Annotated in this window: 21 protein-coding genes, 1 tRNA gene and 1 pseudogene; 9 read left to right on the top strand and 14 right to left on the bottom strand. The window is 70.3% G+C overall.

All coding sequences use genetic code 11. The features are described from left to right. Nucleotides 1-97: 97 nt before the first annotated feature. Nucleotides 98-934 carry an endonuclease domain-containing protein gene (locus Q9R19_RS03150; RefSeq protein ID WP_396653440.1) on the top strand — a complete coding sequence of 279 codons (837 nt, stop codon included), beginning with the start codon at nt 98-100 and terminating at the stop codon, nt 932-934. A 125-nt stretch (nt 935-1,059) separates the two neighbouring features. On the opposite strand, the gene Q9R19_RS03145 is transcribed toward Q9R19_RS03150, so the two are convergent. From Q9R19_RS03145 to Q9R19_RS03135, 3 genes are all read right to left on the bottom strand, one after another. Further along, nucleotides 1,060-2,367 carry a PhoH family protein gene (locus tag Q9R19_RS03145; protein ID WP_311255857.1) on the bottom strand — a complete coding sequence of 436 codons (1,308 nt, stop codon included), beginning with the start codon at nt 2,365-2,367 and terminating at the stop codon, nt 1,060-1,062. 216 nt (nt 2,368-2,583) lie between these two features. Beyond that, nucleotides 2,584-3,711 (bottom strand): aminotransferase class V-fold PLP-dependent enzyme, encoded by a 1,128-nt coding sequence (locus tag Q9R19_RS03140; protein WP_311254885.1) that lies wholly within the window; start codon nt 3,709-3,711, stop codon nt 2,584-2,586. Between the two features lie 22 nt (nt 3,712-3,733). Continuing rightward, nucleotides 3,734-4,516, bottom strand: coding sequence for an isoprenyl transferase (locus Q9R19_RS03135; protein ID WP_311254884.1), 783 nt, complete (start codon nt 4,514-4,516; stop codon nt 3,734-3,736). 91 nt (nt 4,517-4,607) lie between these two features. On the opposite strand from Q9R19_RS03135, the gene Q9R19_RS03130 reads away from it, so the two are divergent. Both Q9R19_RS03130 and Q9R19_RS03125 read left to right on the top strand, forming a co-directional pair. Beyond that, nucleotides 4,608-5,342, top strand: coding sequence for a hemolysin III family protein (locus tag Q9R19_RS03130; protein WP_311254883.1), 735 nt, complete (start codon nt 4,608-4,610; stop codon nt 5,340-5,342). 75 nt (nt 5,343-5,417) lie between these two features. Next, entirely contained in the window at nt 5,418-5,891 is a 474-nt protein-coding gene (locus tag Q9R19_RS03125; RefSeq protein WP_311254882.1) for an S-ribosylhomocysteine lyase, read from the top strand. A 16-nt stretch (nt 5,892-5,907) separates the two neighbouring features. Here the strand turns inward: Q9R19_RS03125 and Q9R19_RS03120 are convergent, their stop codons facing one another. Continuing rightward, entirely contained in the window at nt 5,908-6,225 is a 318-nt protein-coding gene (locus Q9R19_RS03120; RefSeq protein WP_311254881.1) for a hypothetical protein, read from the bottom strand. A gap of 82 nt (nt 6,226-6,307) precedes the next feature. On the opposite strand from Q9R19_RS03120, the gene Q9R19_RS03115 reads away from it, so the two are divergent. Continuing rightward, nucleotides 6,308-6,694 carry a DUF4307 domain-containing protein gene (locus Q9R19_RS03115; RefSeq protein ID WP_311254880.1) on the top strand — a complete coding sequence of 129 codons (387 nt, stop codon included), beginning with the start codon at nt 6,308-6,310 and terminating at the stop codon, nt 6,692-6,694. 123 nt (nt 6,695-6,817) lie between these two features. Continuing rightward, nucleotides 6,818-7,306 (top strand): transcription elongation factor GreA, encoded by a 489-nt coding sequence (gene greA, locus Q9R19_RS03110; RefSeq protein ID WP_311254879.1) that lies wholly within the window; start codon nt 6,818-6,820, stop codon nt 7,304-7,306. A gap of 154 nt (nt 7,307-7,460) precedes the next feature. Here the strand turns inward: greA and ilvA are convergent, their stop codons facing one another. Both ilvA and Q9R19_RS03100 read right to left on the bottom strand, forming a co-directional pair. Further along, entirely contained in the window at nt 7,461-8,690 is a 1,230-nt protein-coding gene (gene ilvA, locus Q9R19_RS03105; RefSeq protein ID WP_311254878.1) for a threonine ammonia-lyase, read from the bottom strand. After that, the gene (locus Q9R19_RS03100) at nt 8,687-9,883 is read right to left on the bottom strand and encodes an AI-2E family transporter (RefSeq protein ID WP_311254877.1); all 1,197 of its coding nucleotides are present in this window, start codon (nt 9,881-9,883) and stop codon (nt 8,687-8,689) included. The genes ilvA and Q9R19_RS03100 overlap by 4 nt, the downstream gene beginning before the upstream one ends. 68 nt (nt 9,884-9,951) lie before the next feature. Here Q9R19_RS03100 and Q9R19_RS03095 point away from each other — a divergent pair, with 68 nt between their 5' ends. After that, entirely contained in the window at nt 9,952-11,208 is a 1,257-nt protein-coding gene (locus Q9R19_RS03095) for a DNA glycosylase AlkZ-like family protein (protein WP_311254876.1), read from the top strand. Between the two features lie 162 nt (nt 11,209-11,370). Here the strand turns inward: Q9R19_RS03095 and Q9R19_RS03090 are convergent, their stop codons facing one another. The 4 genes from Q9R19_RS03090 to Q9R19_RS03075 all read right to left on the bottom strand — a co-directional run bounded on the left by Q9R19_RS03090 (nt 11,371) and on the right by Q9R19_RS03075 (nt 15,611). Beyond that, nucleotides 11,371-11,937 carry a LemA family protein gene (locus tag Q9R19_RS03090; protein WP_311254875.1) on the bottom strand — a complete coding sequence of 189 codons (567 nt, stop codon included), beginning with the start codon at nt 11,935-11,937 and terminating at the stop codon, nt 11,371-11,373. Nucleotides 11,938-12,010: 73 nt separating this feature from the next. After that, nucleotides 12,011-13,324: a D-arabinono-1,4-lactone oxidase gene (locus Q9R19_RS03085; protein ID WP_311254874.1), complete on the bottom strand. Its 1,314-nt coding sequence runs from the start codon at nt 13,322-13,324 to the stop codon at nt 12,011-12,013. Continuing rightward, complete coding sequence (locus Q9R19_RS03080) at nt 13,321-14,574, bottom strand: alanine racemase (protein WP_311254873.1); 1,254 nt, start codon at nt 14,572-14,574, stop codon at nt 13,321-13,323. The genes Q9R19_RS03085 and Q9R19_RS03080 overlap by 4 nt, the downstream gene beginning before the upstream one ends. Nucleotides 14,575-14,660: 86 nt before the next feature. After that, nucleotides 14,661-15,611, bottom strand: coding sequence for an NADP-dependent oxidoreductase (locus Q9R19_RS03075; protein WP_311254872.1), 951 nt, complete (start codon nt 15,609-15,611; stop codon nt 14,661-14,663). 152 nt (nt 15,612-15,763) lie between these two features. Here Q9R19_RS03075 and Q9R19_RS03070 point away from each other — a divergent pair, with 152 nt between their 5' ends. Together Q9R19_RS03070 and Q9R19_RS03065 are read left to right on the top strand one after the other, a co-directional pair. Then, nucleotides 15,764-16,624: a LysR family transcriptional regulator gene (locus Q9R19_RS03070; protein WP_311254871.1), complete on the top strand. Its 861-nt coding sequence runs from the start codon at nt 15,764-15,766 to the stop codon at nt 16,622-16,624. A 12-nt stretch (nt 16,625-16,636) separates the two neighbouring features. Further along, a tRNA-Leu gene (locus Q9R19_RS03065) sits at nt 16,637-16,709 on the top strand. A 236-nt stretch (nt 16,710-16,945) separates the two neighbouring features. On the opposite strand, the gene Q9R19_RS03060 is transcribed toward Q9R19_RS03065, so the two are convergent. After that, nucleotides 16,946-17,323 (bottom strand): zinc-binding dehydrogenase, encoded by a 378-nt coding sequence (locus Q9R19_RS03060; protein ID WP_311254870.1) that lies wholly within the window; start codon nt 17,321-17,323, stop codon nt 16,946-16,948. Then, nucleotides 17,320-17,910: an alcohol dehydrogenase catalytic domain-containing protein gene (locus Q9R19_RS03055; RefSeq protein ID WP_311254869.1), complete on the bottom strand. Its 591-nt coding sequence runs from the start codon at nt 17,908-17,910 to the stop codon at nt 17,320-17,322. The genes Q9R19_RS03060 and Q9R19_RS03055 overlap by 4 nt, the downstream gene beginning before the upstream one ends. A gap of 233 nt (nt 17,911-18,143) precedes the next feature. Here Q9R19_RS03055 and Q9R19_RS03050 point away from each other — a divergent pair. Beyond that, a pseudogene (locus Q9R19_RS03050) lies at nt 18,144-18,587 on the top strand (TetR/AcrR family transcriptional regulator); the annotation flags it as partial. A 120-nt stretch (nt 18,588-18,707) separates the two neighbouring features. Here Q9R19_RS03050 and Q9R19_RS03045 read toward each other — a convergent pair. Next, complete coding sequence (locus Q9R19_RS03045; RefSeq protein WP_311254868.1) at nt 18,708-20,171, bottom strand: FAD-dependent oxidoreductase; 1,464 nt, start codon at nt 20,169-20,171, stop codon at nt 18,708-18,710. Between the two features lie 20 nt (nt 20,172-20,191). Further along, entirely contained in the window at nt 20,192-21,544 is a 1,353-nt protein-coding gene (locus Q9R19_RS03040) for a S8 family serine peptidase (protein ID WP_311254867.1), read from the bottom strand. Nucleotides 21,545-21,546 lie beyond the last annotated feature (2 nt).

The raw sequence follows: 21,546 nt of genomic DNA, 5'->3' as shown, positions 1-21,546 counted from the left end.
ACACATTCGCCCTGCACAGTTCGCGACTCGCGGCGAGTTATTCACAGGTCGCGGAATTCCGGGATGCCACGCGCCAGCGAAGAGGCAGGGTAAGGGGATGCTCGATCCCTCAGTCCTCATCAGACGCGCCGGTGGCATCGCGAGAGGCCGGATGCTGCAGAAGCATGGTATCTCGCGCAAGGCGCTCGCAGCCCACGCAGCTGCCGGCTCCATACAGCGCGTTCGCCCCGGCGTCTTCGCCTCGAACGATACGAACTCGCAGGTGGTGCGCGCCGCTGAGCACGGCGGGATGCTGACATGCGAGGCGGCGCTGAAGCTGCACGGTATCTGGACGATGTCGGAGGAGCCCGACCCGCACGTCTGGCTGGGTGCCAACGGCCGCAGGCATCCGCATCCGAAGTGCGATTGCGTGACCCACTTCTTCGGCGGTCCCACCCGGTTCGGTGTGGCGTCGGTGGAGACCGCGCTCGTCCACGTGTTCTTCTGCACCGGGGAGGAGGCGTTCTTCGCTGCCTTCGAGTCCGCATGGCGCAGGCGCAAGGTCTCGAAGGCTGCTCGTCTTCGCATCCGCGCCGCCATGCCCGAGTCCGCACGCTGGCTCGTGGACTTGGCGCGCCCCGACGCCGACAGCGGTCTGGAATCGCTGCTTCGGCTGCGCCTCCACCTGCTGGGTATCGAACTCCGGCGACAGGTGGACATCGACGGTGTTGGCCTTGTCGACTTCGTCGCCGGAGGCCGTCTGATCATCGAGGTGGACGGCAAGGAGAACCACGACGGACCTGTGAAGCGTCACAAGGACCTGGTTCGCGATGCTGCGGCATCCGCCCTGGGCTATGAGTCGCTGCGTTTCGACTATGCCCAGATCATCTACGACTGGGAGAGCGTGCAACCTGCGATCCTCGCCGCGCTTCGGCGCGCGTACGCGCGCGCATAGCCCGGTACAGATGCACGACGCGGGAACACTTGCACGACCGAGTCGGTGATCTGATCGTGCATCCGTTCCCGGGTCGTGCAGGTGTACCCCATCAACGGCCCCGAGCTCGGCGCGGCCGGATGCCGTCAGCTGATCTCCCCGCCCTCCAGCAGCTCCGTCACCAGGGCCGCGATCGCCGAGCGCTCGGAGCGGGTCAGGGTGACGTGGCCGAACAGGTCGTGGCCCTTCAGCGTCTCGATCACACTCGCGATGCCGTCGTGCCGCCCCACCCGCAGGTTGTCGCGCTGGCCCACGTCGTGGGTGAGCACGACGCGGGAGTTCTGCCCCATCCGGCTGAGCACGGTCAGCAGCACGTTGCGCTCCAGCGACTGCGCCTCGTCCACGATCACGAAGGCGTCGTGCAGCGAGCGGCCGCGGATGTGCGTGAGCGGCAGCACCTCCAGCATCCCGCGCTCCACGACCTCTTCGAGGACGTTTCCGGAGACGACAGAGCCGAGTGTGTCGAACACCGCCTGCCCCCAGGGATTCATCTTCTCCTCGCGGTCGCCGGGCAGGTAGCCGAGCTCCTGACCGCCGACGGCGAACAGCGGACGGAAGACGATGATCTTCTTCTGCTGCTGACGCTCCAGCACCGCCTCCAGGCCCGCGCACAGCGCCAGCGCCGACTTGCCGGTGCCGGCGCGTCCGCCCAGCGACACGATCCCCACGTCGGGGTCGAGCAGCAGGTCGATCGCGATGCGCTGCTCGGCCGAGCGCCCATGCAGCCCGAACACCTCGCGGTCGCCGCGCACCAGCCGGTACTCGCCATCGCCCACGACGCGGCCCAGCGCCGAGCCGCGCTCGGAGTGGATGATCAGCCCGGTGTTCAGCGGCATCCCGCGCACGGCGTCGCTGAGCCCCACCTCGGCCTCGTAGAGATCGCTCATGTCATCGCCCGACAGGTCGAGCGGCGCGATCCCGGTCCAGCCGGAATCGATCGCCTGCTCGGCGAGGTACTCCTCGGCCTGCAGCCCCAGAGAGGCGGCCTTGACCCGCATCGGCAGATCCTTCGAGACGATCGTCACCGCCTGCCCGTCCTGCGCCAGCTGGGCGGCGGTGGCGAGGATGCGGCTGTCGTTGTCGCTCAGGCGGATGCCGGCGGGGAGGATCGAGAGGTCGGTCGCACCGAGCTCGACCCGCAGCGTGCCGCCCTCCCCCACCTCGACGGGGAAGTCGAGCCGCCCGTGCTCGATGCGCAGGTCGTCCAGGTGCCGCAGCGCACGCCGGGCGAAGTACCCGAGTTCGGGATCGTGCCGCTTGGCCTCGAGCTCGGTGATCACCACGACCGGCAGGACGATCGAGTGCTCCGCGAAGCGGAAGAGGGCCTGCGGGTCGCTGAGCAGCACCGAGGTGTCGAGCACATAGGTGCGAAGAGCCGTGTCATCGTGTGACACGGCTCCGGTTGCGGCTGCCTTGCGGGTGGACTGCTGCTGCGCTGAACGTGTGGTCACGATCCACTCCAACCCGGGATGATCCCGGCTCTGCTGCGAGTCGACCGAGGGCCACGAGTCGCGATCCTGGAGGCCGACTCGATCGGGCACGGTGCCCGATGCCTTGACCGTACGACCCGATGATCGAAGTGCCGCGATCGACACGCGGGCGCGTCGTCGTCAGAGGGTGAACGTTCGGTTGCCGGACGCTGTCAGCCCGTCCTCCAGCATCCGCAGCGTCTCCGCACCTGTGCCCGCGTGCGCGGCGACGCGCACTGCTCCCCCGCGCGAGGTGACCGACAGCCCGGCATCGGACAGCGCTCTTCCCAGGCCTTCGGGATCGGCCGGCGTCAGCGAAAGGATGCCGGCCCGCCGGACGGGGTCCTGCGGGGTGCCGACCGGGATGCCGTGGCGTTCCACGGCCGCGAGCATCTCGTCGACGTTGCGCGTCACCCGCTCCGCGATCGTCGCCACGCCGGCCCGCCGCACCTCGTCCAGCGCGGTGGCGAGGCGCACCGCCGCCAGATGGTCGGGCACGCTCGTGCTGTACGCGCGCGCACCGGATGCCGGCGGCGGGACCGCTCCTGTGAACGGTCCGTCGGATGCGATGCCGGTGATCCCGCTGAGCACCGGCCGGATGCACTCGGATGCCCGTGGCGAGAACCGCGCGAAGCCGGTGCCGCGGCCCGCGCGCAGCCACTTGTAGCCGTGACCCGCGATCACATCGGCCGCTGTCCAGTCCTCGTCGACGACGCCGAAGGACTGCACCGCGTCCACGATCAGAAGCCGATCAGGTCCCAGCAGATCACGCAGCGCCGGCAGGTCGGCGCGGTACCCGGTGCGGTAGTCGACGTGACTGACCGCCACGGCCGTGACGTCGTCGTCCAGCGCCTCTGCGACGGCGTCCGTCGTCACACGACCGTCGACAGGGTCGATCCAGCGCGGTGAGACCGCTCCGGATGACGCGGCGGAGGCCCGCTGCAGCGTGAGGCTGATGCTGGGGAACTCCCCGGCACCGGCGATCACGGCGCCGTCGAGCCCGGTGAAGGCGTGCTGCAGGGCGTCCGTCGAACTCGGCCGCAGCACGACCTCGGAACGGCCCACGCCCAGCAGCTCGGCGACCAGCTCGGCGGCCCTGTCGGTGTTCGTGTTGACCGCCAGATGCTCGCGAGGGTCGTACCCGCCGATCACCTCGACGGCTTCGTGCATGCTCGTGCGCACCTCTGGCGAGAGCGGTCCGAATGCCGCCCAGTTCAGGTAGCCGGTCTCGCCTGCGAATGACGCGATGTACTCCTCCAGAGCGCTCATGACTCCAGTCTCGCGCACGTGGTCAGCGACCGAAACGCCGATCCCTGTCGGCATAGTCCCGGATCGCTCGCAGGAAGTCGACCCGGCGCAGGTCGGGACCGAGGGCCTCGACGAAGTAGAACTCGCTGTGCGCGCTCTGCCACAGCAGGAAGTCGCTCAGCCGCTGCTCGCCGCTGGTGCGGATCACCAGATCGGGGTCGGGCTGGCCGCCGGTGTACAGGTGCTCGCCGATCATCTCGGGGGTGAGCCGCGCCGCAAGGTCCTCGAGCGTGCCGCCGGAGGCGTTGTGCTGTGCGATGATGCTGCGCACCGCGTCGACGATCTCATTGCGCCCGCCGTAGCCGACGGCCAGATTCACGTGCAGCCCGGTGTGCTCGCGGGTGCGCTCGGTGGCATCCGCCAGCACCCGGGACAGCTCGGGCGGCAGGATGTCGGACCGTCCCACCTGCTGCACCCGCCAGTCGCCGTGCTGGGAGAGCGTGTCGGCGAGCTCCGCGATGATCTCGATGAGGTCGCCGATCTCCTTCGAATCGCGCTTGGTCAGGTTGTCGGCCGAGAGCAGGTACAGCGAGACCACGCTCACGCCGAGCTCGTCGCACCAGCCCAGGAACTCGCGCATCTTGGCGGCGCCGGCACGGTGTCCGTCGGCGGCGGACTCGTAGCCGAGCTGGCGCGCCCAGCGCCGATTCCCGTCGATCATCATCGCGACGTGATGGGGCACGGTCGCCGGATCGATCCGGCGTCGCAGCCGGTTTCCGTAGAGCCGATAGAGGGGTCCCCGCCCCGAGCTCTCGCGCGCACTCACGCTTCCCACGCTACCGCGCCCGCCGCCCGCGCACCGGCCCGCACAGGATATGTACTGCACACGGCATGCGACCGAGCCTAGAGTGGGCGGGGTGAGCACCCGAGCCGCACGACGTCCAGATGTTCCGCAGCTGCCGCTGCTCGACGCGGCGAAGAAGGACGCCGTCGTCGAGATCAAACCCAGTTGGCGAGGGTGGATCCACGCGGGCACCTTCCCGGTGGCGATCGCCGCGGGCGTGGTGCTCATCGTGCTCGCCCAGGGTGCGCCGGCGAAGTGGGCCGCCGCGGTGTTCATGGCCACCTCACTGCTGCTGTTCGGCAACTCCGCCGTGTACCACCGGTTCGACTGGGGCCCCAAGACCAAGGCCGTGCTCAAGCGCATCGACCACGCCAACATCCTGCTGCTCATCGCCGGCACCTACACCCCCATCGCGGTGCTGGCGCTGGCACCCGAGAAGGGACGGCTGCTGCTGTTCCTGGTGTGGGGCGGCGCACTGCTGGGCATCCTGTTCCGCGTGTTCTGGATCAACGCGCCGCGCTGGCTCTACGTCGCGCTGTACCTGGTGCTGGGGTGGGCGGCCGTGATGTACATGGTCGATCTGGTCAACGCGAACGTCGCCATGATGGTGCTCGTGTGCGTGGGCGGCGTGCTGTACACGGTGGGCGCCGTCATCTACGCGATGAAGAAGCCGAACCCGTGGCCAGGGCACTTCGGCTTCCACGAGATCTTCCATGTGTGCACGGTGCTCGCGTTCCTGTGCCACTGGGCGGCGTGCCTGCTGATCTCGCTCGCTCCGCACGCGCCCTCACTCGGCCTGGCGGGCTGAAACCGGCCGTCATCCGCGGCTCGGCGCACAGCCTCGCATGGCATCCTGACAGCGCAGACGATCTGGAGGACCACCATGGCCGATGTCGAGAGCTTCACCCTGGACCACACCGCCGTCAAGGCCCCGTACGTGCGCCTGATCGGCGTCGACCACGGCCCGAAGGGCGATGCGATCTCGAACTTCGACGTGCGCTTCGTGCAGCCCAACGAGGGCGAGATCCCCACCGCCGGACTGCACACCATCGAGCACACCATGGCCAGCGTGCTGCGCGACGAGATCGACGGCGTCATCGACTTCTCGCCGTTCGGATGCCGCACCGGCTTCCACCTGATCATGTGGGGCGAGCCCGCCGTCGCCGACGTGGTGGCTGCGGTGCGCGCTGGGCTGGAGTTCATCGCCGGTCCCGCCCAGTGGAGCGACGTGCCCGGCGTCTCGGCCGTGGAGTGCGGCAACTACCGCGACCACAGCCTGCACAGCGCGAAGGAGTGGGCTCGGCGCATCCTGGATCAGGGGATCAGCCAGGACGCCTTCGAGCGCGTCGGCGTCTGAGGACGCCGCCGTCGGCTCAGCGCTTCGCGCTCCCCGGGTCGGCGTCGCCCGTGCCGGTCTCACCATCGGCATCCGTCCCGCGTTCGGCATCCGTCCCGGCTCCCGGCGCGGAATCGGATGCCGCGGCCGCGGCCTGCTCGGCATCCAGCTCTTCACGCACCTCTTCGCGGTAGCGCACCCTTCGGATGCGACGATTCATGTCCCAGATCAGCAGCACGACGGCGGCGACGACCACGATCACGACGGCGAACCCCGCGAAACCCGGCGTCACGAGCTCGGGCGGGACGGTCGACGTCGGCGTCGGCATCGGGGTGTTCTCGCCGAGCAGCATCATGGGGCGCCTTTCCTCTCAGGTCGCATAACCTGGGAGTATCAGCCTATCGGCCGACCCGACCTCCCGAAGAACAGAGAGACCCGTGACCACCGCACGCGAACTGGATGAGCGCTACGGCCGTACCGGCCGACGGCGACTGCCCTGGATCGTCGCCGGCGCGCTCGCGGTGCTGGCCGTGGGCGCGTTCGGATGGATGACGGTGACGAGCCAGCTGAGCGCGGTCAGCGCCGACGACGTCGGCTTCACGCTGACCGACGAGCACAGCGTCGACCTGCGCTTCCAGTACACCGCGCCGCGCGGATCCGGCGTCGTGTGCGTGGTGCAGGCGCTCGACAAGGAGTTCGGCGTGGTGGGCTGGAAGGTGCTCGAGATCCCCGCGAGTCAGGACCACACCTCGGTGATGGACGTGCGCATTCCGACGGTCGCAGCCGCGACCACCGGTTTGGTGAAGTCCTGCTGGGTCGCTTAGACTCGTCCGCAAGACGACCGACGCCCCGGCCTACGCCGGGGCGTCTTGGCATATCCCCCCGGTCCGCAGCAGACGGCCCGGATCCCTCAGCCCCTGAAGGGGCCCACACCGAAGGAGCACGCTGTGTCCACAGACGCTCAGGTTCCGTTCCTCACGCAGGAGGCCTACGATCGGCTGGTCGACGAGCTCGAACGCCTCTCCACCGTGGGTCGCGACGAGATCGCGGCGCGCATCGAAGCCGCACGCGAAGAGGGCGACCTCAAGGAGAACGGCGGCTACCACGCGGCCAAGGACGAGCAGGGCAAGCAGGAGGCGCGCATCGCCACACTGCAGCAGCTACTGAAGACCGCGAAGGTCGGCGCGGCCCCCACCAGCCGCGGCATCGTGGAGCCCGGCACGGTGGTCACCGCGATCGTGGCCGGCGACGAAGAGGTGTTCCTGCTCGGGAGCCGCGAGATCTCGGCCGGCGGCGATCTGGACGTCTACAGCGAGGCGAGCCCGTTGGGCAAGGCGATCCTCGGTCTGAAGGTCGGCGAGAAGGCCAGCTACGAGGCGCCCAACGGACGCGCGATCTCCGTGGAGATCACCGGCGTCGAGACCTACGCCGGCTGAGCGCTGCCGGTGCCGCAGAAGGCGGGATGCCCGGATCGGGCATCCCGCCTTCTGCTGTGCGCCCTGACGATCTCGTCTCCATACGGGCGCTCACCAGGGGCCACGCCAGCAGGCTCGGCGCAGCGCGAAGCGATGCGTCGAGTGGGCGCGGGGATCAGTCCTCGACCACCACGGGGTCGAACCCGGCGGCGCGCAGCGAGTCCAGCGCGAGCTGCGTGTGCTCCGGGCCGCGGGTCTCGATCGACAGCTGCAGGATCATCTCGCTGATCTGCAGCCCGTGCCCGTGCCGGGTGTGCAGCACCTCCATGACGTTCGCACCGACCTGCGCGAGGATCTCGGAGACCTTTGCGAGCTGTCCCGGGCGATCGGGCAGCGGCACGCGCACGGTCGCGTAGCGCCCGGAGGCTGCCAGCCCGTGCGAGACGACCCGCTGCAGCAGCATGGGATCGATGTTGCCGCCGGAGAGGATCGGGACCGTCGTGCCGGTGCTCTTCACCTTGCCTGCGAGGATCGCCGCGACGCCGACCGCGCCGGCCGGCTCCACGACGACCTTGGCGTGCTCGAGCAGCACGAGCAGGGCGCGGGCGATGTCGTCCTCGGAGACGGTGACAACGTCGTCCACGAGATCGCGGATGATCTCGAACGGAACCTGCCCCGGACGCGCCACCAGGATGCCGTCGGCGATGGTGGGAAGGGTGGTGATCTCGACCGGATGCCCGGCCTGCAGCGACGGCGGCATGGCGGCTGCGTTCTCGGACTGCACGCCGATCACGCGCACCGTGCGTCCGGCCTCGGCCGCGGCCTGCTTGATGGCCGCGGCGACTCCGGCGATCAGTCCCCCGCCGCCGATGCCCATCACCACGGTGTCCACGTCCGGCACGTCCGCGATGATCTCCAGCCCGAGGGTGCCCTGGCCGATGATGACGTCGCGGTGGTCGAACGGCGGGATCAGCACGGCCCCGGTGCGCTCGGCGAACTCCGCCGCGAGCCGCAGCGACGTCGCCACGGTCTCGCCCTCCAGCACCACCTCGGCGCCGTATCCGCGGGTCGCCAGCAGCTTGGGAACCGGCACGCCCAGCGGCATGAAGATGGTGGCCGGGATGCCCAGCGACTGGGCGGCCAGCGCCACCCCCTGTGCGTGGTTGCCGGCCGACGCCGCCACGACGCCACGTGCGCGCTCGTCGTCGGTGAGCTGCGCGAGCCGGTAGGTCGCGCCGCGGATCTTGAACGAGCCCGTGCGCTGCAGGTTCTCCATCTTGAGCAGCACCGGCGATCCGAGAATGTCGCTCAGGGCGCGCGACAGCTCGGTGGGCGTGTGCGAGATCACCCCGGCAAGACTCTCCGCGGCGGCTGAGAACTCCGCCAGGCTCGGGACCTCGGTCATCGATTCCTCCTCGTCCGCTCACGCGGTACTGTGCTCCAGATGAGATCGGCGGCGGGCTCCTCGCCCGTCCGCCAGGCGCCGGTGCTGATGGTCACCGCCGCCACGTTGATGAAGGCCGCGAGCGGAACCGCGAACAGGGCGCCGGGGATACGTGCGATCATCGCGCCTCCCGCGACCACCAGCACGACGGCGAGGGGGTGCACCTTGACCGCCGATCCCATCAGGATCGGCTGCAGGATGTGGCCCTCCAGCTGCTGCACGAGCAGCACCACGCCCAGCATCGCGATCGCGATCCAGATGCCGTTGTAGACCAGTGCGAGGAACACCGCCACCGCGCCGGTCACCACTGCACCGACGATCGGGATGAACGAGCCCAGGAACACCAGCACCGCGACAGGGATCGCCATCGGCACGCCCAGCGCGACGGCGCCGATGCCGATGCCGACCGCATCGATGGCGGCCACGAGCATCTGCGTGCGTGCGTAGTTGATCACGGTGTCCCAGCCGTTGCGGGCCGCGGCATCCACGGCGGGGCGCGCCGTGCGCGGGAACAGGCGCAGCGTCCACTTCCAGATGCCGCCGCCGTCGGCGAGCAGGCAGATCAGGATGAACAGCGACAGCAGAGCGCCCGTGACCACCTCGGCCGCGGTGCCCGTGACCGCGCCGGCCGCGCTGAGCAGCCAGTCCTGCTGCTCGGTGATCAGCGTCTGCAGCTGGGCGATGTACGCGTCGATGTCGCCCGCGGTCAGGTGCAGCGGGCTGTCCAGCAGCACGTCCTTGAACTGCGCAACGGCCAGAGCGGTCTTCTCCTGGACGTCCTTCCACTGCTCGCGCACCTGCCAGACGACCAGCCACAGCAGCCCGGTGACGATGCCGATCGTGCCGATCAGGCTCACGGCGATCGCCAGCCAGCGCGGGAACCGCGCCCGCAGCATCAGCTGGAACGCCGGCCAGAGCAGTGCCGTGATGAGGATGCCGACCATCAGCGGGATGACCAGCGCCTTCAGCAGCATGACCAGCCAGATGAACAGGGCGATGGCACCGGCGATCACCAGCAGGCGCCACGAGTAGGCGGCGGTGACCCTCAGCGGCTTGGGCACGGCCTCGTCGACCTCGGTCGTGATCGTCCGGTCGGTCACGGGCGGGTGGTGGCGGAACGGATTGCGGAACCTCGGTGCGGGGTTGTCGCTCATCGTCCAATTCTACGTATGAGCCCCCGCTGCGCCCGCCGCATGTCGGAGGTCGGCATTAGCCTGGGTGCGTGACATCGACTGCAGCGCTCAGCGCCGGGGAGGCCCGCCGCATCGCACTCGCCGCGCAGGGGTTCTCCCGGCGGATGCCCGATGCGGTCGCCTCCCGGCATCTGCACCGCTCGATGCAGCGCCTCGGCGTGCTGCAGATCGATTCGGTGAACGTGTTCGCACGCTCGCACTACATGCCGATGTTCTCCCGGCTGGGCGCATACGCGCCAGAACTGCTGGACCGCACCTTCCTCTCCCGCACCACGCACTACGTCGAGTACCTCGCCCACGAGGCCGCGTTCATGCCCGTGGAGGACTGGGCGCTGTGGGAGTTCCGCATGGCGGCGTGGCGACGGCGCGCGGCCGACCCCGATTCGTGGATGCACGCGAACGCGCGCACGCTCGACTGGGTGCGTGCGGAGCTGCGGGAGCGCGGACCGCTGCGCCCGGCGGATCTGCGCGACGATGCGCCCCGCGAGCGGGGCCAGTGGTGGGACTGGGATGTCGCGAAGACGGCGCTGGAGCACCTCTGGCGGAGCGGGGAGGTGGCGATCGCCGGCCGCGCCGGATTCGAACGGCGCTACGGCCTCGCCGAGCAGATCGTCCCGGCGCGGATTCTGGCCTCGCCGGTACCGCAGCGGGACGCGGTGCGCGAGCTGGTGCGCCGCGCCGCACGCTCCTACGGCGTCGCGACGATCTCGGATCTGAACGACTACTACCGGCTGCGCGACCAGGCCGCCGTGCGCGACGCGGTCGCCGATCTCGTGGAGACCGGAGAGCTCGAGCCCGTCGTCGTGCGCGGCTGGGAGCGCTCCGGCCGGCCCCTGCCCGCCTGGCGGCATCGCGATGCCGTGCTCCCACGCCGGATCGATCGCGCCGCGCTGCTGACGCCGTTCGACCCGGTCGTCTGGTTCCGCGACCGCGCGCTGCGGGTGTTCGACTTCGATTACCGCATCGAGATCTACGTGCCGGCCGACAAGCGCCGCTACGGCTACTACTCGCTGCCCGTGCTGGTGGGCGACAGGATCGTGGGCCGCGTGGATCTGAAGGCCGACCGCGCAGCATCCGTGCTGCGGGTGCAGTCGGCCTGGTGGGAGGGGCACGCGACACCCGAAGCGGATGCACCCCGGGTGGCCGAGGAGCTCGCGCGCGCGGCCGCGTGGCAGGGGCTGGAGCGCATCAGCGTGTCGGGCTGGGGCGATGCCGCGGATGCCGTGGCGCGCGCGCTGGGCGGCCGCGAGGCCGACGTCCAGCGCCACGTGCATCCGCGCGAGTAGAGCGCAGGTTTCGACTCGCAAGCTCGCTCAACCCTGACACGCGAACGACTCAACGCTCCTTCGTCGCATTGAGGACGCCGCGAGAGGTTTCGACTCGCAAGCTCGCTCAACCCTGACACGCGAACGACTCAACGCTCCTTCGTCGCATTGAGTCGTTCCGTGTCAGAACTGCACCCTCGGCGGTTCTGAGATCGCGCTGTCGTCGGCGACCTCGAAGAACTCCCGCTCGCTGAAGCCGAGCCCGCGGGCGAACATGTTGTTCGGGAAGACCTTGATCTTGGTGTTCAGTTCGCGCACGCCGCCGTTGTAGAAGCGACGTGCGGCCTGGATCTTGTCCTCGGTGTCGACGAGGGCGTGCTGCAGCTGCAGGTAGTTCTGGCTGGCCTGCAGCTGCGGGTACGCCTCAGCGACCGCGAACAGGCTACGCAGGGCCTGCTGCAGGTGCCCCTCCGCGACGCCGGCCTCTGCGGGTCCGCTGGCCGAGAGCGTCTCGGCGCGGGCGCGGGTGACGCCTTCGAAGACGGCCTTCTCGTGCGCCGCGTACCCGCGGACCGTCTCGATGAGGTTCGGGATCAGATCCGCTCGACGCTTGAGCTGCACGGTGATGCCACTCCACGCCTCGTCCACGCGCACGTTCAGCTGCACGAGCGAGTTGTAGGTCGACCAGAGGTAGATGCCGACGAGCACGAGCACTCCGACGACGATCAGTACCGGCCACAGCCATTCCATGCCATTCCCCCTCTTGAGTCTTCGTCCATCCTATGCGCGTGACTCTGCACATCGCCTGGAAGGCGGGCCGTGATCACGCGCCCAGCACGCGCTCCAGGTAGCGGTTCCCGAACACCCGCTCGGGGTCGAGGCGATCGCGCAGGGCCACGAAGTCGTCGAAGCGCGGATAGCGCTCTCGCAGCTGATCTGCCGTGAGGCTGTGCAGCTTGCCCCAGTGCGGGCGGCCCCCGTGGCGGAGCATGATCTGCTCGACGGCGCCGAAGTACTCGCGCGGGTCGACGCGCCAGTAGCGGTGCACGGCGATGTAGGCGCTGTCGCGCCCCGAGGCTGTGGACAGCCAGAGGTCGTCGGATGCCGCGAAGCGCACTTCCACGGGGAACTCGATGCGCCAGCCGCGATCGGTGATGAGCCGGCGCAGCTCGTCGAAGGCGGGTACCAGGTCGGCGGCCGGGATCGCGTACTCCATCTCGCGGAAGCGCACATCGCGGTGGTGGATCAGCACGCGGTGCGAGCGGTCGGAGTACTCTGCGTCACCGGTCAGCTGCACAGCCAGGCGGTTGAACGACGGGATGATCGCCGGGGCGAAGCGGCTGAGGGCGCAGAAGGCTCCGAAGACGCCGTTGGAGAGCACGGTCTCGTCGAGCCAGCGCCGTGCCCCGGGGATCGGATGCCGTTTCGCGGACTCCGGCAGCCGGGTCTGCGTCTTCATGAGCGCGACATCGGTGTGCGGATGCCAGTAGAACTCGAGATGGTCGGCGGCCGCCGCCTGCTCGTGCACGGTCTCCAGCGTCGCATCCAGCGGTGCCGGGGCGTCGATCGCGTGCAGCACGAACGCCGGCACGCACTGCAGCGTCACCTCGACGATCACGCCGAGCGCCCCCAGGCCCACCACCGCGCCGGCGAGCAGTCCGGGCTCGTGCGTCTCGTCGATGCGCAGGAACTCGCCTTCGGCGGTGATCAGCGTCAGACCGCGCACCTGCGTCGCGATGCCGCCGAAGCGCACGCCGGTGCCGTGCGTGCCCGTCGAGATCGCGCCGGAGATGGACTGCCGGTCGATGTCGCCCAGGTTCTCCATGGCGAGTCCGTACGGGCGCAGCAGCTCGGGGATGCGGTGCAGGCGCGTGCCCGCGAGCAGCGTGACGCGGCCGGTCGCCGCATCCGCCGACACGAGACCCTGCAGGTCGTCGAGTTCGAGCAGCACGCCGGGTGCCACGGCGATGCCGGTGAAGCTGTGCCCGGCGCCGATCGCCTTCACCGTCAGCCCCTGGGCGGTCGCGGCCTTGACGGCGCGCTGCACACCCTCCGGCGAGCGCGGGCGCTCCACGCGCACCGGACGCACCGAAGCCGAGCGTCCCCAGTTCTGCCATGTGCCGCCTGGTCTGGTCACAGGAAGGCCTTCCCCTCGCCGCGGTAGGTGGGCAGCTCGTCGACGACGGAGCCGTCGGCGACGAGGTGATAGCCGAGGATGCGTTCGGCCGGCTCGCCGCTCTTGGCGTGACGGAACCAGACGCGATCGCCGACTCTCAGCTCGCGCGCCGCCTGGCCCTGCAGCGGAGTCTGCACCTCGCCCGCCGCCTCGCGCGGCATGGTGCGCAGCCGCGGCGGCCACGCCGCGACGGGCTGGCGGGAGGCCACTGCGGGACCGGATGCGATCCACCCGCCTCCGAGCACCGTCGCGATGTCGGGGGCCGGCCGGCGCACCACATCGAACGCGAAGGCTGTCGCCGGCGCCGGGCGGAAGGACCGATAGCCGTCGAACAGGTGCCCCGCGAGCAGGCCGCTGCCTGCCGTGGCCTCGGTCAGCGACTCGTCACGTGCGGTGAACTCGAGCGACCCCGTGCCGCCGCCGTTGAGGAACTCCAGGGGCGCGATGCCCAGCATGGCGTCGGCGATCTCGGCCCGACGGTGCAGCAGTTCGTCGCGCGAGCGCGACTGCACCAGGCGGATGACCGGGGCATCCGGCCCTGCAGCATCCCCCTGCCCGGCGATCTGCGCGTCGTACATCTGCAGACCCACCAGGCGGAAGCCGGGACGGCGCACCACCTGCCGGGCGAAGCCGGCGACATCCGCCGCCGTGAACAGCGGGGAGCGGCGCACGCCGATGTGCCCGAGTCCCGGTGCCCGGTACGACGCGTCGACGTCGATGGCGATGCGCACCTCGGGACGGGAGCCGGGCGCCGCGATCGAGTCGATCAGGTCGAGCTGCGCGAGATCATCGACCATGAGGGTGATGCGCGCGGCGAGCCGCTCGTCGGCGAGCAGCGCCGCCAGGCCGCTCCGGTCAGCCGTCGGGTACCCGAGCACGATGTCGTCGTGGTCCTCGGCGAGCCAGAGCGCCTCAGCCAGGGTGAAGGACAGGATGCCGCGGAAGCCGGGAATCGCGAGCACCGCGTCCAGCACCGAGCGCACCCGCACCGACTTCGTCGCGACGCGGATCGGCAGCCCGCCGGCGCGCACCAGCAGATCCATCGCGTTGTGGCGCAGAGCTTCGCGCTCGATCACCGCCACCGGTGCAGGCAGATGCGCTGTCGCCTCGGTGAGCGTGCGCCAGTAGCGTTCAGGATCGCGCCACGGCTCTGCGCGGGCGAGCCTGCCCTGGCCGGCGATGGGGCTCTTTTCGGCAGTGAGGTCGAGCACTCCCCTACCCTATGACGTTCGGGACTCGGACTCACTTCCGCTGACGCTGAGTCCGAGGGCAGCGCCGTTCCCGATCGCCGACACGGTCACCGCAGGCGGATAACGGTCTTGCCGCGGAGTCCGTCGCGCGGCGGCGCGGGGCGGTGCAGGGCATCCTCAAGCCCGATCTCACGCGAGACGACCGGACGGACGGCGCCGGCGGACAGCGCATCGGCGAGGCGCTCGAGCCGTGCCGGCTTCTCGTCGAGCACGTACTCCACGGCGACGATCCGGTTCTGCGCCCGGAGCGCGTCGGACACGCCGTAGGCCGTCGAGACGACCGTGCCGCCGCCCCGCACGCTCTCGGCGGCGACATCCACCGCGTCGGTCGCTCCCGTGAAGTCGAGAACGGCGGCGAGTTCCGCCGCGCCGAGGGCGGCGAGCGCCTCTGGCAGGTCCGCGTCGCGGGGCAGGACATCGTCGGCTCCCAGCGCCCGGAGGGCATCGGCGGCTTCCGGGCTGACGCCGGCCAGAACCCGGATGCCGCGGGCCTTCGCCTCCTGGACGGCGAAGGCTCCGACTCCGCCGCTCGCACCGAGGATCAGCACGGTGTCCCCCGAGGCGGCGCGGCTGCTGTCCAGGGCCCCCACCGCCGTCATGCCCGCGGTCGGCGCCGCCGCGGCATCCTCGAACGAGACGCCGTTCGGAATGCGGCGCAGCGCACCGAATGCGGGCCGGGCCTGCACGACCGTCGCCTCGGCGAAGGTCCCGAACTGCATCGCGGCTGCCCAGAACTGACCGAATACGCGGTCGCCCGCGGAGAAGCCGGCCGAGGCGCCTGCTGTCCGCCGGATCACGCCCGCTCCGTCGAAGCCGAGGATCAGCGGGAAGCGGAACTCGCCGTGCCCCGCGAGGTGCCCGGCGGCGACTGCCTCGTCCAGCGGGTTCCGGGACGCCGCGAAGAGCTCCACCTCGATCTCGCCGGTTGCCGGGTCCGGCAGTGGGATGTCGATGAGGCGGGGCTGCTCGCCGTAGTGCTCGATGCCGATTCCCTGCATGTGGTGCTCCTCTGATGCCGATTCGTTGGGTGACGCTCATCCGTCGCCTCCAGAGTCGCGGTCGCGCTTCGCAGACTGAAGGTCCGGTTCGGCAATGATCCGTGCCGCAACGGCATCAATCGCCGTGCCGTTTCGCTCATAGACTGCTCTCCATGCCCATCGAGTCGCGGTCGCTGCGCTACTTCTCGGCAGTCGCCCGCCACCGCAGCTTCGCGCGTGCGGCGGAGGAGCTCGGAATCGCCTCGCCAGCGCTCTCCCGCACCGTGCGCGCGCTCGAATCCGAACTGGGAGTGATGCTTCTGAGCAGGACGACCCGCTCGGTCGCACTCACCCCCGCGGGCGAAGCGCTCCTCGTGGACACGGTGCGGGCGCTGGAAGGTCTGGATGCAGCCGTCCTGCGTGCGCGCCGTGCCGCCGCGCCGGCGAGGAGCGTCGTCCTCGCGGTGAAGGCGGACGCGGATGGCGGCCTGCTGGACGACGTTCTGGCTGCGACCTCGAGGGAGCCGGGCTCGGAGCCGGTCGCGGTGAAGCTGTGCGGCTGGGGCGAGCACGCGAACCTGATCCGCCGCGGAGAGGTCGATGCCGCGCTGATCTACGATCCGCACGATCTGCGCGGGCTGGATGCCGAGACGATACACACCGAGCCGAGGGTCGCCGCCCTGCCCGCAGGCCACCCGCTCGGATCACGGGATGCGATCACCCTCGGCGCCCTCGGGATCTCCGCCGAGAGCATCGATCGGCACGCCGAGCGCTCCTTCGGCATCCACCCGGCCGCCGATCTCGCGCAGCTGCTCACGCTGATCTCGCTGGGCGACGCCGCTGCGATCGTGCTCGCGAGCTCGGTCGCAGCGCGTTACCCGCGACCGGGTATCCATTACGTGCCGATCGCGGACGCTCCGCCTGCGTCGCTCGTGATCGCCTGGCACGAGGACGCGCATTCGCCCGCCATCGCCGCGCTTGTCCGCGGTGCCGCCACTGCCGGAGCAGGCAGGCGCGCACCGGTATCCGACTAGGATTGCGGCGCGGCCCCCATAGCCCAACGGCAGAGGCAGGCGTCTTAAACACGCTTCAGTCCGGGTTCGAATCCCGGTGGGGGCACGAAGTGACCTCACCGGGTGAGAACCCGAAACGGAACCGCGTCGGCCGAGGCTCCGCACGACGCGAAGCGGCGAGCGGAGAGCCGACGGGGCGGGTTCGAATCCCGGTGGGGGCACGGAGTGACCTCACCGGGTGAGAACCCGAAACGGAACCGCGTCGGCCGAGGCTCCGCACGACGCGAAGCGGCGAGCGGAGAGCCGACGGGGCGGGTTCGAATCCCGGTGGGGCACGAAGTCCTAAGGGGCCACGAGCACGATGACCTTGCCCTCGACGCCGCCGCGTTCCAGTCGTGCGTGCGCCTCGGCGATGCGCTCCAGCGGGTACGTCTCATCGACGACGGATCGCAGGCGTCCCTGGTCGGCGAGCCCGGCGAGCTCGTCGAACAGCTCTCGGCGCGGGTGACCGAAGAAGAGGCGGATGCGGCGCGAGCCGTGCACCCGGGAGCCCAGGATGCCGCCGAGGCTGCGCACCGCCCGTTCCAGATCGAAGGCGATGGTGATCATCCGGCCCTCGGGCGACAGCTGTCGCCGGAACGCCCGGAGGTCGGTGCCGCGGGTGTCGAGGATCACGTCGAACCTTCCCAGCGCGGCGGCCGGCGTGCGGTAGTCGATCACCTCGGCCGCCCCAGACCGCGCACGAAGGCCGCGGTCGCCGCGCTCGCGAGGGCGGTGACGTGCGCACCCATCATGGCGCCGATCTGCACCCCGACCGAGCCGACGCCGCCCGCTCCTCCGCGCGCGAGCAGCCGTTCCCCCGGTCGCAGGCCGGCGACATCCCGCAGCGCGACCAGAGAGGTGCTGCCGCCGGACAGCAGCGACACCGCCTGGGCGGGCGAGAGCGACGCGGGGGCGATCGCGACGTTCCCCGCCGGGGCCGTCACGTAGTCCGCGGCCGCACCTCTGGGACCGCGTTCGTCGACCGCACCCCACACCCGGTCGCCGACGGCGAGGTCGGTGACGCCCAGCCCCACCGCCGAGACCTCACCGCAGAAGTCGATGCCGACGCGCTGCGGGAAGCGCCTGCCGGTGACGAGGCGCAACCGGCCTTGACGCGCGATCACCTCGCCGCCGTTCACGGACGACGCGCTCACCCGCACGAGCACGTCACCCGGCTGCGGAACCGGCCGCTCCGTCTGCGTCACGTACAGCACCTCCGGTGCGCCGTAGCTGTCGAACATCGCAGCTCTCATCTGGTCAGGCATGAGGACTACGCTAGGCAGCGAAGCGGGCATGGCCCGCCGTTTCGGACCGAACCGAGAAGAAGCCCGCCGTGGAGCTCTCGAATCCGGCGAACGCGCAGCGCACGGAGCGACTGTGACCGCGGTCTCGGCCCGAAGGGACGCCCTGCGCAATCGTGCGCGGATCCTCGATGCGGCGCGACGATCCGTCGCGGCTCACGGCGCGGATGCCCCCATGACGGCCATCGCGCGCCGCCGGCGTGGGTGCGGCGACGCTGTATCGTCACTTCCCCTCTCGGGAGGCGCTGCTCACCGAGATGTTCGGTGAGCAGATCGCCCACCGCATCGCGATCCTGGACGACGCGGTGGCAGATGCGGACCGCTGGCGGGGATTCATCCGGTCCCTGGAGACCGTGGTGAGGCTGGAGATCGAGAACCCGGGCGTCGCTCAGGCCATCGCCGAGCGACGGGAGACGATTCCGCTCTACGAGGAGTTCCGCTCCCGTGCGGTCGCCGGTCTGAGCACGCTGGCGGAGCGGCTGCGGCAGGCGGGGCTGGTGCGAGACGACTTCGGCGCTGACGACATGACGATCATCCTGGTGGCGCTCGGCTCCGTGACCGTCGCCGCACCCGAGCACCTGGCGCTGCGGCACGCGCGGCGTCTGATCACGCACCTGACCGAGGGCATCCGCATCCGCTGACCGCGCCAGCCCGCAACCCGCACCGCGTCATCACCGCGAGGACGCTCCGCGCCCGCCGCGTGCACGGCGAAGGGCCCGGCCGAGAGCTGCTCTCGGCCGGGCCCTTCAGCCGGATGCTGCTCAGGCCTTCGCTTCGGCCGCCTGCTTGGCTGTGACCTTCTTGACGGCGTCGTCCTTCACCGGGACGTCCTTCTCATCGGGCACCTCGGCGGGCGTCTCGGGCTTCGGCGCGGGCGCCGCCGCAGCCGGACGCGGACGCGCGGCGAACTGCTCGAACACGGCCCGCGGCTGCTGCACCGCCTCGAGGCTGACGATGTCGCGACCGAGCCACAGGTTGTTCCACCAGCCCCAGAGCACGCGCCACTTGCGCTCCCAGGTCGGCATGGCCAGACCGTGGTAGCCGCGGTGCGCGACCCACGCGAGGAAGCCCTTCAAGGCGATCTTCCCGGACTGGAAGACACCGTTGTACAGCCCCAGGCCCGCGACGGCTCCGAGGTTCTTGTGGAAGTAGTCCTTGGTCTCCTCGCCGCGGAGCACGGCGGTGAGGTTCTTGGCCAGGCGCTTGGCCTGGCGCACGGCGTGCTGTGCGTTGGGCACGCAGAATCCGCCGACGCCGCCGCCGGACAGATCGGGCACCGCGGACACGTCGCCAGCGGCCCAGGCGCCCTCGACCGGCTCCTCGTCCGTGCCGACGCGCAGGTCGGCGCGGGTCTGGATTCGCCCGCGCTCCTCGACGGGCAGGTCTCCCCCGCGCACGACGGTCGGGTTGGCCATGACGCCGGCCGTCCACACGATCAGGTCGGTCGGGATGACTTCGCCCGTGGACAGCTCCACGTTGCCGTCGACCGCGCCGGTCACCTGGGTGTCCAGATGCACGCTGGCACCGCGCTTGGCGAGGTCCTTCAGCACCCATTCGCTGGTCTTCAGCGAGACCTCCGGCATGATCCGGCCCATCGCCTCGATCAGGTGGAAGTGGGTGTCCTCGAAGGAGACCTGCGGGTACTTCGACACCAGGGCCGACGCGAGCGAGCGCAGCTCGGCGAACGCCTCGATGCCGGCGAAGCCACCCCCGACCACCACCACGGTCAGCAGGCGGTCGCGCTCGGGACCGGCCGGGATCGACGCGGCCCGGTCGAAGTTGGACATCAGCTTGTCGCGCACGGCGACGGCCTCTTCGATGGTCTTGAGCCCGATCGCGTTGTCGGCGATGCCGGGAATCGGGAAGGTGCGCGAGACGGCACCGGCGGTGACCACGATCTGGTCGTAGGCGAACTCGTACGGCTCACCGGCCTCGGGCGAGATCGTCGCGATCTTGTTCGCGTGATCGATGCCGGTGACCTTCGCGGTGATCACGTTGGTGCGCTTGAGGTGCCGGCGATGCGCGACGACCGCATGCCGCGGCTCCACCGAGCCGGCCGCGACCTCGGGCAGGAACGGCTGGTAGGTGAGGTACGGCAGCGGATCCACCATCGTCACCTCGGCCTCACCCTTGCGAAGGTGCTTCTCGAGCTTCCATGCGGTGTAGAAACCTGCGTAGCCTCCACCGACAATCAGAATGCGGGGTGCAGTGCTGTTCTGAGGCACAGGGGGACAACTCCTCGTCGTCAGGGTGTGGGAGTGCGTCGACCGCGCTCCATTCGGATGCGCCGGGCAGCTGCGGTGACGCCAAGCGCTATCAGAGTACCAGGCACGGTGAGCGCCAGAAGCGGAAGAGTCCCGTACCGCAGCGTCTCGGCCGACGGCAGCAGCGGTGACCCGGGCTTGCGGGGCGGGTCTGCGGCGGGCAGCGGCTGAACCGCGACAGGAGTCGCGGTGGCCTCCGGAGTCGGCTTGGCCGGCGATGAGGCCCGACGGTACAGGCGGACCCATTCCTTCAGGTCGCCCATCGGGTTGGCGTCCACCTTCGGCACGGATGCCGTGACTGCGGCATGGGCGTCCAGCAACCCGTAGCCGTACTCGACGTCGGGCGTGTTCGCCGACATCTCGGGCACGCGGATGGCCGTCCTGATGATCCGGTTGATGACGTTCGCGGCATCCAGTTCGGGATGCGCCGCGCGCACGAGCGCCGCCGCACCGGCGACGATCGGCGCCGCACCGCTGGTACCCCTCCAGCCCACGACCGCGCCGTCGGGAGTCAGACCGATCAGCTGCTCGCTCGGCGCCATCACGCCGATCGTGATCCCCTGCGTCGACGCCTCGACGCTGGCCGTCCCGGTCTGATCGACCCCGCCGACGGTGAGCACCCCGGGGATGGTGGCGGGTGCACCGACGATGGGAGTACCGCTGCCGCGGTTGCCCGCCGCCACGATGACGACCACGTCGTGCTCGTAGGCGTACAGGAAGGCGTCGTCCCAGCTCTTGTCCCAGTCGAGGGTGTTCGTCGTGAACGACAGGTTGATGATGTCCGCGCCGTGATCGACGGCCCAGCGCATGCCCTTGGCCACCTGCTCGGCGAACGGCACGGTGGCCGACGAGCCGGGGAAGCCGAGCGACACCGAGAGCAGTTTCGCGCGCGGCGCCACGCCGATCATGCCGGTGCCGTCGGAGTTGCCGGGGGCGGCCGCGGTGGATGCCACCAGCGTGCCATGATCGCTGTTGATCACGCCGACCGGGGTGCGGCCGTTCTTGCCTCCGACTCCGGATTCGTCGACGCCGTCGACGACCGCATCGCCGAACGCACCGCCCGCGCGGCCGATGCCGGTGTCGAGCACCGCGATCGTCACGCCCTCGCCGAGAGTCGTGTTCCAGGCATCGCGGATGCGGGCGCCATCGAGCCAGTACTCCTGCGCGCGAATGGGATCGGCAGGGTCGTCCGGCACCGGCGGCGCTGTCGGCGACGGCGTCGCGGCCTGCACCGACCCGGTGGCGGTGGCCGTGACCGGCGCGGCGACGGCCGGAGCGGCGGCGAGAGCAGCGGATGCCGCCAGCGCCGTCGACACGGCGATGGCGGACAGCATCC

It is taken from the genome of Microbacterium sp. ARD32 (assembly GCF_031844385.1).
In the GTDB taxonomy this organism is placed as follows: Bacteria; Actinomycetota; Actinomycetes; order Actinomycetales; family Microbacteriaceae; genus Microbacterium.
This window is presented reverse-complemented; position numbering and strand designations above follow the sequence as displayed.